The following is an 11,985-nucleotide window of genomic DNA, read 5'->3' as shown; positions in this document are numbered from 1 at the left end:
GCGCTTGGCTTGTACGGTTTTACCCGGTAAACGGAACCCGAAGGTCCGATTGAAGAGCCGGGCCGACTGATAGAACGGAAAACGGCGGACCATGCTCACAGCTTTCGATATTGCAGCCGGCGTGCTCATCCTGATCTCGGCGCTTCTGGCGACGACCCGGGGTGCAACCCGCGAGATCCTTTCGCTGGTGTCCTGGGCGGGCGCGGGCATCTTCGCCATCTGGGTCTGGCAGAACTACCCCGAGATCGCGCGCGAATATGTTGCCGACGAGTTGCTGGCGGATATCGTCACCATCGCAGTCAGCTTCCTGGTCGCGCTGATCATCCTGCATCTCATCACCATGCGGATCGCTGATTTCGTTGTCGATTCCAAGATCGGTCCCCTCGACAGGACGCTTGGATTCGTCTTTGGCGCGGTGCGCGGCTTGCTGATCGTTCTGGTGTTCATCGTGTTCGTCAACTGGCTGTTTCCCTCTCTGCTCGACGACTATGCGGCGGATTCGCGATCTCTTCCGACGCTTGAACGCATGGCGGATGACCTGATCAGTGCCTTGCCGGATGATATGGAGAAGGCGGTGAACGACTTCCTGTCGCGCTCCACGGCTCCCGAGCCAGGCGCCGACGTGCCGATCGATCAGGGGACCGACGCGCTCGAGAATGAGTTGCCGCCGGAGGAAACCACGACCTGATTGTGCGATTGCGCCGCACCACGGTTCGTTGATCCGGAGTGGCGCCAGTGTTGACTCGGGTTGGCGCGCAGGCGTATTGAGCGCGCGAACCGCTCCCAACATCGCGATGCCGAGGTGACCCGAGTGTCCGAGCTTTCCGCAGCCTCCGCCCCTTCCATCGATCTCGACCTCGATGGAGATACACTCAGGGAGGAATGCGGCGTCTTCGGCATCCTCGACCACCCTGACGCCGCCGCCCTGACCGCGCTGGGGCTGCACGCCCTTCAGCACCGCGGTCAGGAAGCCGCCGGCATCGTCACCTATGGCGAAGGCCAGTTCCATTCCGAACGGCATCTGGGCCTGGTTGGTGATCACTATACCGACGCGGCCACACTGGCCCGCCTGCCCGGCAGCGCCGCCATGGGCCATGTGCGCTATTCGACAACCGGCGAGACGGTGCTGCGCAATGTGCAGCCGCTGTTCGCCGAACTCTCCGAGGGCGGCATCGCCATCGCGCACAACGGCAATTTCACCAACGGGCTCAAGCTGCGGCGCGAGCTGATCGCCAATGGCGCCATCTGCCAGTCGACCTCGGACACCGAGGTCGTGTTGCACCTGGTCGCCCGCTCGCCGCAGAAAAGCTCCGCCGACCGGTTTGTCGATGCGATCAAGCAGATGCAGGGTGGCTATGCGTTGGTAGCGCTGACCCGCACCAAGCTGATCGGTGCGCGCGACCCCAATGGCATTCGCCCGCTGGTGCTGGGTGACCTCAATGGTAGCCCGATCTTTGCCTCGGAGAGCTGCGCCCTCGACATCATCGGCGCAAAGCATGTTCGCGATGTGGAAAACGGCGAGGTCGTGATCTGCGAACGCAAGGCCGACGGTGCGGTGACGATTGAATCGATCAAGCCCTTCCCGCCGCGTCCAGAGCGGGTGTGTCTGTTCGAATATGTCTATTTCGCCCGGCCCGACTCGATCGTCGCCGGCCGGCAGGTCTACACCACCCGCAAGCATATGGGCATGAACCTTGCCAAGGAGGCCGCGGTCGAGGCCGATGTCGTGGTGCCGGTGCCCGATGGCGGCACCCCTGCGGCCATCGGCTATGCGCAGGAAAGCGGCATCCCGTTCGAACTCGGGATCATCCGAAACCACTATGTGGGGCGTACCTTTATCGAGCCGACCCAACAGATCCGCGCCTTCGGCGTGAAGCTCAAGCATTCGGCCAACCGGGCCGAGATCGAAGGCAAGCGCGTGGTGCTGGTGGACGATTCCATCGTGCGTGGCACGACTTCGCTCAAGATCGTGCAGATGATCCGTGAGGCCGGGGCCAAGGAAGTGCATTTGCGGGTTGCCAGCCCGATGATCACGCATTCGGACTATTACGGCATCAACACGCCCGACCCGGAGGCCTTGCTGGCCAACCAGCACGCCGACCTTCAGTCCATGTGCAAATATGTCGGCGCGGATTCGCTCCAGTTCCTGTCGATTGACGGGCTTTATGACGCGGTGGGCGGCATCCCCCGCAACGCGCAGGAGCCGCAGTTCACCGACCATTGTTTCACCGGCGACTATCCCACGCCGCTCGTCGACCTTGTCGAAGAGAACGGACGTTCGCCCAAACAGCTCTCCATGCTCCGGGAAGCCGGCTGAGATTTATGACCGATACCAAAGACCTTGAGGGCCGCCTCGTTCTCGTCACCGGGGCCTCGCGCGGCATCGGCTATGCCGCGGCCAAGAATGCGGGCGCGCGCGGCGCCCATGTGATCGCCGTGGCGCGGACCGTGGGCGGGCTCGAAGAGCTTGACGACGACATCCGCCGCGCCGGCGGGTCGACCACGCTCGTGCCGCTCGATGTGACCGATTATGACGGCATCGACCGGCTGGGTGCCTCGATCTATGAACGCTGGGGACGGCTCGACGGTCTGATCGCCGCGGCCGGGGTGCTGGGCGTCATCACACCCCTGCCCCATCTCGACCCCAAGGAATTCGAGAAGCTGATGGCGGTCAACGTCACCGCCAATTACCGGCTGATCCGATCGCTCGATCTGTTGCTGCGCCAGTCCGATGCCGGGCGGGCGCTTTTCGTGTCCTCGTCCTCGGCCAAGAGCTGCCGGCCCTATTGGGGTGGCTATGCCGCCTCCAAGGCGGCGCTCGACGCGATGATCAAGTCCTATGCCGGGGAAACCGAGGCGCAGCCGATCCGCATCAATGTCTACTATCCGGGTGCTGTGCGCACGGCGATGCGCGCCAAGGCGATGCCCGGCGAAGACCCGGATACGCTGCCGCATCCCGATGATGTCGCACCGAGTTTGGTCGACATGATCACGCCGGATTTCAAGCAGACCGGGCAGATCTTCAACTTCCAGGACAAGTCGTTCACCCCACTTTGAGGCGGGGAAGCGCTGCATTGCCGCTCGTGGCAATTTCATCACAGCGCAACCACGGCGCGTGCCTGCCGCGTGGATGATTCCTGTTCTTTCACGACGCGGATCACTATAGACACTATGATAACGGGCAACCGGGCGAACAAGGCCCGGCCAAGGGGCAGTTTTGGTATGAGGAAATCATGAAGGTCCTGATCCTTTATGACTCCTTTTTCGGTCACACCGAAGAAGTGGCGTCGGCCATCGCAGCGGCAACGGAATCGCACGCAACGGTTGAAACCTGGCACATCCAGGGGACGCCGCGGCGTTTTCCAAGGCCGCTCGATCTGCTGGTCGTGGGCACACCGTCGCGTGACGGCAAGCCGAGCGAGCCGTTGATGAACTACATCAAGGCCATGCCGATCGGCAGCATTGAAGGGGTGCGGACAGCCACCTTCGAAACCCGGCCCGATCTCGAGACGGGCCGCCGCTCGATCCTGTCGACGTTCCGCCGCAAGGAAAGTGCTGCCGGTGCTGTCGCCCTGGCCCTGCGCAATCTCGGCGGAGAAGCGATTGCGCCCCCGCAGAGCTTCGTGTGTGCACCCGACGGCTCAAGCTTCATCGAAGGTGAATTGGCCCGGGCCGGAGACTGGGCCAACACACTCCTTAGCGGGCAAACCGCCAGTTCCGATCAGGCCAGCTAGGGTCCGGACCCCTAGCGCCGCCAATCAAGGATCATGTTTCGCCAAAGCGTCTGCCCCTCGATCGTGATGGGCAGGGGCTGGGCATTTACCGGTTCGTCCCCGGTGCCCGCGGTCTGCGCATGAATGTGCAGATGCGGTTCATCGGTGTTGCCCGTGTTCCCGACCTTGCCGAGCACCTGCCCGGTGGTGACCATGTCTCCCACCTCGACTGCAACCGTGCCGGGAGCCAGGTGCCCCATCAGGACCTGTGCCTTGTCGCAAGCCAGCAGGACATGATTGCCCAGCATGTGTTCGCGGTCGCGCGTTCCCGCGGGCATGTCGGCGACCTGGTTCTCCGCCGAGATCACCTCACCCGCGCACGGCGCAATGACATCGGTCCCATAGATGGCGTATTTGGCCGGGTCCTGCGGACTGATCCCGTCCGCGCGTAATCCCGCCCCATCGACCGCAATCAGGTCAACGGCGTAGCTCTGTCCCCTGTAGCGCTCGAAGCCGGGTGCCAGTGTCATGAGATGGGCATTTGTCGCGAGGTCGTGCCCGCCGCTCATCACCAGATATTGCCCATCGCCCAACGGTCGGGCCAGGTCGATGGCGCCCGGCTGGTCGGCGCGCCCGTTCATGGCGTTCACGACCTGCAGTCCGGGCCAGACTGCGATGACCAGGGCGACCAGGATTTCGGCACCCTGCCAGATCCGGCCTCTCTGACGGGCACTGCGCAAACGGCGTGCTGCCGGCCAACTCGCCAGCGCCACGAGCACCAGCAGGGCATAGGGTGTCCACCAGGGCGGAAACAGCCAAAGGCCCGTCATCGCCACCGCCGCGATGACAATCGCGAGCGCAGCGACGCGGGCGATGAACCCAACCCAGCTGCCCGCCGGGATCAGCGCGTGGGCAACAATCAACAAGAGCGGAAGACCGACCTGTATGGCCGCAAAATAGGCAAGCATTGGTGCACCCTCCCCGGCCCGCGCAGCGGGCCGCGTTACTTGTCAGCAGGTCCTTCCTAGCGGCAAAGCGGTTTTCGGAAATTGAGCCTGATCAAACAGGGCAGCTTTCACACACAACACATTTATCGCTGGTGCCCGGCGCGCCGACCTATCTGATGACTTGATTCAAGTCATGGCGACCCTTCCCCGCCTCCCTATTGTGAGCGCGCGCAAAAAAAGCGGGGGAAGTCGATGTCCGCACTCGTCGTTTACGATTCAAACTACGGCAACACCGAACGGATCGCAGAGGCGATCGCAACCGCACTGAGTGAGGCCGGTCACGATGCCCGGGTAGAAGGCCTTCACGGCGGTCAGCGACCGCAAATACCGTCAGATGTGAGACTGCTGGTGTGCGGGGCACCCACCAATGCCTTTCGCGCCTCGGCGGCGATGAACGGCTATTTGCGCGGCCTGCCGCCCAATATCCTCGCCGGGATCAATATCGCGGCCTTTGACACGCGCATGGACCTTTCGAAAGCGCCGTGGTTCCTCAGGATCATGGCCAATCTGTTCGGCTTTGCAGCCGAAAAGATCGCCCGGCGCCTGGCTCGGCTCGGCGGCAAGCCCCTGGGGCAACCCGCAGGCTTTGTCGTCACAGACATGGAAGGGCCGCTCGCAGACGGCGAGATCGCCCGCGCCCAGGCCTGGGCCCGAACGCTGGTCGCTGCCAACAGCTAGCGGCGCTGCTTCTTCTTGACGTAGGGGTTCTCACCCCCGCGGATCCAGAGCCGGATCGGCACGCCTTGCAGGTTGAAGGTCTCGCGCAGACCGTTGACCAGATAGCGCTTGTAGGCCGCCGGAAGTGCGTCCGGGCGCGAACAGAAGGCGATGAAGCTGGGGGGCCGCGTCTTGGCCTGGGTCATGTAGCGCAGCTTGATGCGGCGCCCCGAAACCGCCGGGGGCGGATGGGACTGGGTCATGCCCTCGAGCCAACGGTTGAGCCGTGCCGTCGAAGTGCGCACGTTCCAGGTCTTTTCGATCTTGAACACAGCTTCACGAAGCCGGTCGATATTCTTGCCCTTGAGGCCTGAAATAGTCACCAGCGGCATACCGCGCAGTTGCGGGAGCAGCCGTTCGGCCATCTCGCGCAGCGCGGCGAGCGCCGCGTTCTTGTCCTTGACCAGGTCCCATTTGTTGACCGCGATGATCAGGGCCCGGCCCTCGCGCTCGACGAGATCGGCCAACTGCAGGTCCTGCCGCTCGAAGGGCTGGGTGGCGTCGAGCATCAGGACGACCACTTCGGCATATTGAATGGCGCGTAGCGCGTCGGACACAGAGAGCTTTTCGAGCTTTTCCTGGACCCTCGCCTTGCGGCGGATGCCAGCGGTGTCGACAAGATTGACCTGCCTGTCACCCCATTTGACGGGCACCATGATGGAATCGCGAGTGATGCCGGCCTCGGGGCCGGTCAGCACGCGCTCTTCACCCGCGAAGCGGTTGACCAGGGTCGATTTACCGGCATTCGGGCGACCGATGATCGCAACATTGAGCGGCCGCGTCGGATCCCAGCCAAGGTCTTCACCTTCAAGCAGGTCAACATCGGTTTCCGGCACGAAGCGTTCGTCGAGCGGCTGGTTGGCGATCGACTCCTCGGCGTCGCGGTGTTCGGCCTCAATGGCCTCAATCGCGTCCGAAACGATATTGTGCAGATCGGCCAGTCCAACCCCGTGTTCGGCAGAAACGGGCACCGGCTCCCCGAAGCCCAGCGAGTAGGCCTCCATCAGTCCCGGATCGGCGGCGCGGCCCTCGGCCTTGTTGGCAATCAGATGGACGTTTTTCCCGGATTTGCGCAGCAACTGGGCGAAATGCGAATCAAGCGGGGTGACCCCGGCCCGCGCGTCGATCATGAACAGGATCACGTCGGCGATCCGGATCGCTTCTTCGGTCTGTTCGCGCATGCGGGCTTCAAGGCTGCCGTCATGCGCATCCTCGAATCCGGCGGTATCGACGAGGGTAAAGGTGAGTTCGCCGATCCGCCCAGTGCCTTCGCGGCGGTCGCGGGTCACCCCAGGGGTGTCATCGACAAGCGCCAGCTTGCGGCCAACCAGACGGTTGAACAGCGTCGACTTGCCCACATTGGGGCGCCCGACAATGGCTACAGTTACGCTCATGGCCGGACGGGCCTTTCTCCGCCTGGCAGCCTATTGGGCCGCCGGCTCTTCAGTGGTGGTGGCGGTGCCTTCGGCAGGCGCAGGATCTTCGCCGGTCGTCGCCGCCTCGTCGGCTGCCACAGGTTCTTCAACCGGTGCAGCTTCCTCGGCAGGTGCAGCTTCTTCAACCGGTGCAGCTTCCTCGGCAGGTGCAGCTTCTTCAGCAGGCGCAGCGTCTTCGGCAGGCGCAGCGTCGGCTGCCGGTTCCTCGACCGCGGCGGCGTCCTCTGTGGCAGGCTCTTGTGCGGCGGGCGCTTCTTCAGTGGCAGCACCCTCGGTGACCGAAGCCTCTTCTTCCGCGGGTTCCTCGATCACCGGGCGTTCGGGATCGTTGACGCCTTCGGCGATCAGCTGATCGAGGAAGATCTGGGCCCTTGAGGTAATCGATGTCGAGGCCTGCGGATCGTCGATGATGGCCTGAAACTCGGTCTGGGCGGCTTTGGCATCGCCGGCCTGATAGTGCGCAAGCCCGATTGTTTCGTGCGCGACGCTGTTCAGCGAATGCCCGTTGGCCAGCAGGCCGGAGACACGCTGCTGCACGGCGCCGGCATCGCCGGTGTCTGCAAGCAGATAGGCGGCGTAGACAGATGCCAGTTCGCGCAGACGCACATCGTCGAGGGTGTTGGCCAGCGCATCATAGGCGGCGATGGCTTCCTCGGTATTGCCCTGTTCGGCCAGCAGTGCCGCTTCACGGAAGCGGGCCAGGTCCGGATACCGGCCACCGGCTTCTGCCTCGGTGGCGTTGAGTGCATCCTGAGCGGCGGCGACCTCACCATCCTCGATGCGTTCGAGCGCCGTCTCGAACAGTGCGGACGAGCGCTGGGCTTCGTTCTGCTGCCACCAGCGCCAGGCCTCGTTGCCCGCGACAAGCAGCACAATCAGCACAGCGGCGCCGATGACGTAGATTCCGTATTGGCGCCAAAGGTTCTGCATGCGCTCGCTGCGCAGTTCCTCGTCGACTTCACGGAAGATATTGGTTTCGGACATAGTGCGTGCTCTCGGGCTCTGTCTTACGACCGGGCTCTTGTTTTTGCCGCCCGCGAGCGGGCATGGTCGATTATGCGTTGAATTGGCGGTGCACCATAGTGGTGTGCCGACCCATTTGCAATTTCGCATTTTGCGCCTGTGACAAGGCGCTTAACGGTCGGAGATCTTATGCAGGACGAGGATGTCGCCCGCTATAAGGCACAGCTCGAGAAGCGCCGCGACGAGTTGATGGCGCTCAGCGAAATCTCAAGCGATTCACGGGCCGCCGTGGCGCTCGATCAGCAATCGGTGGGCCGGCTGTCGCGGATGGACGCCATGCAGGGCCAACAGATGGCACAGGCCCAGGAGCGCCAGCGGCGCGCCGAGCTGATGCGGATCGAGCAGGCGCTTTCGCGCATCGCGGAGGGTGATTTCGGCTTTTGCGAGGATTGCGGCGAAGAAATCGCCCTCAAGCGCCTCGATGTCGATCCGTCGGTGCGGTTCTGTATCCGCTGCGCCAGCTAGCAATCAGCCGAAGGGTGCCACCCCGATCAGCGGGCCATGCACCATCACCACGAAGATGATCGAGGAAATCACGCCGGCAAAGATCGCCCCCAGATCATTGCGGCCTTGAGGTGCTTCGGGCTCTTCGGTCACCGGGCGCGCGTTCGCGGCGAACCAGTAGATCACCGAATAGACCAGGAAGACCCCGAACAGGACGAGCGATGCGAGGTCGCCATTGGCGAGCGCGTGGCCGAGCGCCCACAAGGCGATACCGATGATGAAGGGGTGCTTGAGCCGCGCCTTGATGTGGCTCATCGGCAGATAGGCGGCGAAGATACCGATGAAGCCCAGGGTCACCAGAAGCGAGGTGATGTGGCGCATGAAACCGGGCGGTTCGTAGAGAAAAGCCGCATCGGGACGCCACATGGCCCAGCCCCAGCCGATCAGCACGATGCCGATGAGCGAAACGAGCGCGTAAAGCCCTTTCCAGGTTGCTTCACCCCGGCCCGATATCTGGGCGTCGCGAAAACCGGGCGCCACCATGCGCACCGAATGCGCGCCAAAAAACAGGACAACTCCGATAATCAAGATCGCCATGATTCCCCCTTGTGCCGACCCCATGCCGGGTCAAACCCAACATAAGTCCCCAAGGGGTCTGACGAAAGGGGAATGCGCGTATTTCCCGGCTTACATGCGTTCGTCTAGCCGGCGGCGTCGACCGCCGCCGCCAAAGCGGCCAGCTGACCGCTGTCCGACTGCCGGATCCGGGCTTTCAGCAAGGGTGCCAGCAACGCGGAAAGCCCGGTCGCCCTGCCGCTGGCTTCCAAGGTGACTTCGCTGCCCGCGGCGGTGGCTGAAACGGAATAGCGATAGTCGGCGAAGAAGCTGCCAGTGTGCGATTGCAGGGTGATCGAGCGGCCCGGATCGAAAGCCACGACCCGGGCAGAATGTTCGCCTCGCCGGGTTGAGTAAACCAGCTCTCCGTTTTCATCCAGGGGGCCACCAGACCGCGAATGCAGGTTCCTCAGTCCAGGCATCCAGCGTGCCAGCCGTTCCGGCTCGCACAGCCAGGGCCATACGGTCGCAGGATCTGCGTTGATCGGTTGTGTCACGGTGAAGATGTGGCTCATGGCGGGTCCGCTGGCTGACTGTCGCTCCTTCTTACCCCGGAGTTGCCGCCAGGAGCTTAACGCGGTCAGCTCACTTCGCCCTCGGGCGCAAAACTGACGCCTTCGCCGGGCCCCGCTTCGGGGTAGGCCGTCCGCCGCCCTTCGAGATAGGCGCGCGGGGTCATGCCCGCAAAACGGCGAAACTCGCGGTTGAAGTGAGACTGATCGTAAAAGCCATAGTCATGCGCCAGTTTGGCCCAGTTGACCGCACCGGTTGCGCCGATTTCGCCGAGAAGCGCGTTGAGGCGATAGATGCAGGACAGGGTTTTGGGACTGACCCCGTTCATGCGTTTGAACACTGCGTTGAGATGCCGGGCGCTGTGCCCGATGCCCTTATAGGCCGCATCGAGCGAAACCATGCCGTTCTTCGCGCGCAAGTCGCCGGCGAGATCCAGCACCCAGCCCGGTTGGTCAAGCCGGGCATGGGCCGCAAACAGATCGTGGAGCGCCTGGTGGGTTGCGGTTTCTCCGGGCGAATCCAGCAAGGACTTCATCCCTTCAATGAAGCCCGGGGGCAGGATATCAGCCGCCGCAACTGTAAGATCGGTCCAGTGGGTGATGTCTTTGCCGGTCAGCGCATGGAGGCCGACGGGATCGAAGAGCATTCCCACGACCCGCGTGCGCCCGGTCGGGGTGTTGAACATCGGGGTGGTCTGCACCCCGTGTACCCAATCGCGCTCGAAACTCTCCCAATCAGAGCGGTCAGGCCGTTTGCCGACCAGATGCGGTGCGCTGAGATTGAAGATCGCGACCGCCAGCCCGTTGGGCAGGATGCGGTCGGTGGGATAGTGGATTTGCCCTTCGGCAAAGAACGTCGCCCGCAAGAAGGGCCGCAGCGGGGCGGGCGGCTCGAATTCCTCGTAGTGAAACGCAACCATATCGATGCGGACAACTCAACATTCACGGGTCCCTGCCCCATGTTGACCGGGCATGGCGGCGCGATCAAGCGTCCATCCGCCTTGCTTCATTCATTCCCAATCCTCATGAGTTCACCTCAATTCGTGGTTAGAATCGCATCAGAGGCGGGTTTATGATCCGCGCAATCCGATCATTGCAGGCCCCATTATGAGCGAATCCGGCTTTGTTTCCCCCAACACCATCCGCGCCGCCTTCTCTGCGGCGATGTCGGCGATGTACCGCGACGAGGTGCCGGCCTACGGCACGCTGATCGATATCGTCGCCGAGGTGAATGACGAAACCCTCGCCAGGGACCCGCATCTGAAGGCGCGGCTTTCCGAGACGGATTCGCTCGACAGGATTTCGGACGAGCGGCATGGCGCCATTCGCGTCGGCACGCCCGAGGAACTGCGCCTGATGCGGCGCATCTTCGCGGTCATGGGCATGTTTCCGGTCTCCTATTACGATTTGTCCGTTGCCGGCATTCCGGTCCATTCGACGGCCTTCCGCCCGCTCGATGACAAGTCCCTCAAGATCAACCCCTTCCGGGTCTTCACCTCCTTGCTGCGGCTCGACCTGATCGAAGACGAGACGCTGCGCGACGAGGCCGCCCGGACGCTGTCCAGCCGCGATATCGTCACCCCGGGCGCCCGCGCGCTCCTCGACAGGGCCGAGGCCGATGGTGGTCTGAACAAGGCCGATGCCGACGCCTTCGTGGCCGAAGTGCTCGAAACCTTCCGCTGGCACGACAAGGCGCTGGTGGATGCGGAGATGTACCGGGCGCTGCACGACACCCACCGGCTGATCGCCGACGTGGTTTCGTTCCGCGGGCCGCATATCAACCACCTCACCCCCCGCACGCTCGACATCGACCGGGTGCAGGCCATGATGCCCGAGCGCGGCATCGCCCCCAAGGCGGTGGTCGAGGGACCGCCGGCGCGCCGGTGCCCGATCCTGTTGCGACAGACCTCGTTCAAGGCGCTCGAGGAAGACGTTTCGTTCCAGAACCCCGAAGGCGGTTGGGAGGCAGGCCATCACACCGCCCGGTTCGGGGAGATCGAACAGCGCGGCGCGGCGCTGACCCCGCGGGGCCGGGCGCTTTATGACACGCTGCTCAACGGCGTGAGGGACCGGATCAAGCCCGCTGCCGATGGCTCCAATGCCAGCGAATACATGGATGCCCTCGCCAAGGGCTTTGCGGCCTTTCCCGATGATTGGGCCGAGATGCGCAAGCAGGGTCTTGCCTATTTCGCCTATTCGCTCACCGAGGCCGGCAAGCAGGCCGCCCATCGCGGCGGGGAAGAAGGCGACCTCAAAACCCTTATCGAGGCCGGGCTCGTGACTTTCGATCCCATCGTCTACGAAGACTTCCTGCCCGTCAGCGCGGCGGGGATTTTCGAATCCAATCTCGGCGATGATTCAAAGCAGGACTTTTCCGCCAATCCAAATCGTGACCGGTTCGAGGCCGACCTCGGCGCGCCGGTGGCCGATGAATTCGAACACTACGCAGCAATCGAAACCGACTCGATCCGCCAGTGCCTCGAGGCGCTGATGCCGCTGGTTCGGGTCGAATGACCGA

General features: G+C 63.4%; 13 protein-coding genes. 7 read left to right on the top strand and 6 right to left on the bottom strand.

The annotated features are described in order from the left end of the window. Window positions 1-91 precede the first annotated feature (91 nt). The 4 genes from G489_RS0118300 (at window position 92) to G489_RS0118285 (ending at window position 3,734) form a co-directional block, all read left to right on the top strand. On the top strand, window positions 92-688 hold the full coding sequence (locus G489_RS0118300) for a CvpA family protein (protein ID WP_035873429.1): 597 nt from the start codon (window positions 92-94) through the stop codon (window positions 686-688). 156 nt (window positions 689-844) lie between these two features. Continuing rightward, complete coding sequence (gene purF, locus G489_RS0118295) at window positions 845-2,317, top strand: amidophosphoribosyltransferase (RefSeq protein ID WP_029042733.1); 1,473 nt, start codon at window positions 845-847, stop codon at window positions 2,315-2,317. A 5-nt stretch (window positions 2,318-2,322) separates the two neighbouring features. Then, window positions 2,323-3,057 carry an SDR family NAD(P)-dependent oxidoreductase gene (locus G489_RS0118290; protein WP_029042732.1) on the top strand — a complete coding sequence of 245 codons (735 nt, stop codon included), beginning with the start codon at window positions 2,323-2,325 and terminating at the stop codon, window positions 3,055-3,057. Window positions 3,058-3,233: 176 nt separating this feature from the next. After that, a complete protein-coding gene (locus G489_RS0118285; protein ID WP_029042731.1) occupies window positions 3,234-3,734 on the top strand; it encodes a flavodoxin family protein in 501 nt (166 codons plus the stop codon). An 11-nt stretch (window positions 3,735-3,745) separates the two neighbouring features. On the opposite strand, the gene G489_RS0118280 is transcribed toward G489_RS0118285, so the two are convergent. After that, window positions 3,746-4,681, bottom strand: coding sequence for a M23 family metallopeptidase (locus G489_RS0118280; RefSeq protein WP_051332823.1), 936 nt, complete (start codon window positions 4,679-4,681; stop codon window positions 3,746-3,748). A 231-nt stretch (window positions 4,682-4,912) separates the two neighbouring features. Between G489_RS0118280 and G489_RS0118275 the strand changes: the two genes are divergently transcribed. Beyond that, window positions 4,913-5,398, top strand: a complete 486-nt coding sequence (locus G489_RS0118275; protein ID WP_029042729.1) for a flavodoxin family protein — start codon at window positions 4,913-4,915, stop codon at window positions 5,396-5,398. Here G489_RS0118275 and der read toward each other — a convergent pair. Next, the gene (der, locus tag G489_RS0118270; RefSeq protein WP_029042728.1) at window positions 5,395-6,831 is read right to left on the bottom strand and encodes a ribosome biogenesis GTPase Der; all 1,437 of its coding nucleotides are present in this window, start codon (window positions 6,829-6,831) and stop codon (window positions 5,395-5,397) included. The two genes, G489_RS0118275 and der, sit on opposite strands and share 4 nt — an antisense overlap. 30 nt (window positions 6,832-6,861) lie before the next feature. After that, a complete protein-coding gene (locus G489_RS22125; protein ID WP_051332822.1) occupies window positions 6,862-7,857 on the bottom strand; it encodes a tetratricopeptide repeat protein in 996 nt (331 codons plus the stop codon). Between the two features lie 168 nt (window positions 7,858-8,025). Here G489_RS22125 and G489_RS0118255 point away from each other — a divergent pair, with 168 nt between their 5' ends. After that, window positions 8,026-8,361 carry a TraR/DksA family transcriptional regulator gene (locus G489_RS0118255; protein ID WP_029042727.1) on the top strand — a complete coding sequence of 112 codons (336 nt, stop codon included), beginning with the start codon at window positions 8,026-8,028 and terminating at the stop codon, window positions 8,359-8,361. Between the two features lie 3 nt (window positions 8,362-8,364). Here G489_RS0118255 and G489_RS0118250 read toward each other — a convergent pair whose 3' ends face one another. From G489_RS0118250 to G489_RS22120, 3 genes are all read right to left on the bottom strand, one after another. Beyond that, window positions 8,365-8,937: an NnrU family protein gene (locus tag G489_RS0118250; RefSeq protein WP_029042726.1), complete on the bottom strand. Its 573-nt coding sequence runs from the start codon at window positions 8,935-8,937 to the stop codon at window positions 8,365-8,367. 104 nt (window positions 8,938-9,041) lie between these two features. Further along, a complete protein-coding gene (locus G489_RS0118245; protein WP_029042725.1) occupies window positions 9,042-9,470 on the bottom strand; it encodes an SRPBCC family protein in 429 nt (142 codons plus the stop codon). 65 nt (window positions 9,471-9,535) lie between these two features. Next, a complete protein-coding gene (locus tag G489_RS22120; protein ID WP_029042724.1) occupies window positions 9,536-10,387 on the bottom strand; it encodes a helix-turn-helix domain-containing protein in 852 nt (283 codons plus the stop codon). A gap of 187 nt (window positions 10,388-10,574) precedes the next feature. On the opposite strand from G489_RS22120, the gene hglS reads away from it, so the two are divergent. Continuing rightward, on the top strand, window positions 10,575-11,981 hold the full coding sequence (hglS, locus tag G489_RS0118235; protein WP_029042723.1) for a 2-oxoadipate dioxygenase/decarboxylase HglS: 1,407 nt from the start codon (window positions 10,575-10,577) through the stop codon (window positions 11,979-11,981). Window positions 11,982-11,985: the final 4 nt, after the last annotated feature.

It is taken from the genome of Cucumibacter marinus DSM 18995, assembly GCF_000429865.1.
Taxonomy (GTDB): domain Bacteria; phylum Pseudomonadota; class Alphaproteobacteria; order Rhizobiales; family Devosiaceae; genus Cucumibacter; species Cucumibacter marinus.
This window is presented reverse-complemented; position numbering and strand designations above follow the sequence as displayed.

Bases quoted from the DNA above. Each gene is read 5' to 3' on its own strand.
- G489_RS0118300 (WP_035873429.1), top strand. From the start codon at position 92: ATGCTCACAGCTTTCGATATTGCAGCCGGCGTGCTCATCCTGATCTCG.
- G489_RS0118290 (WP_029042732.1), top strand. From the start codon at position 2,323: ATGACCGATACCAAAGACCTTGAGGGCCGCCTCGTTCTCGTCACCGGG.
- G489_RS0118285 (WP_029042731.1), top strand. From the start codon at position 3,234: ATGAAGGTCCTGATCCTTTATGACTCCTTTTTCGGTCACACCGAAGAA.
- G489_RS0118280 (WP_051332823.1), bottom strand. From the start codon at position 4,681: ATGCTTGCCTATTTTGCGGCCATACAGGTCGGTCTTCCGCTCTTGTTG.
- G489_RS0118275 (WP_029042729.1), top strand. From the start codon at position 4,913: ATGTCCGCACTCGTCGTTTACGATTCAAACTACGGCAACACCGAACGG.
- der (WP_029042728.1), bottom strand. From the start codon at position 6,831: ATGAGCGTAACTGTAGCCATTGTCGGGCGCCCCAATGTGGGCAAGTCG.
- G489_RS22125 (WP_051332822.1), bottom strand. From the start codon at position 7,857: ATGTCCGAAACCAATATCTTCCGTGAAGTCGACGAGGAACTGCGCAGC.
- G489_RS0118255 (WP_029042727.1), top strand. From the start codon at position 8,026: ATGCAGGACGAGGATGTCGCCCGCTATAAGGCACAGCTCGAGAAGCGC.
- G489_RS0118250 (WP_029042726.1), bottom strand. From the start codon at position 8,937: ATGGCGATCTTGATTATCGGAGTTGTCCTGTTTTTTGGCGCGCATTCG.
- G489_RS0118245 (WP_029042725.1), bottom strand. From the start codon at position 9,470: ATGAGCCACATCTTCACCGTGACACAACCGATCAACGCAGATCCTGCG.
- G489_RS22120 (WP_029042724.1), bottom strand. From the start codon at position 10,387: ATGGTTGCGTTTCACTACGAGGAATTCGAGCCGCCCGCCCCGCTGCGG.
- hglS (WP_029042723.1), top strand. From the start codon at position 10,575: ATGAGCGAATCCGGCTTTGTTTCCCCCAACACCATCCGCGCCGCCTTC.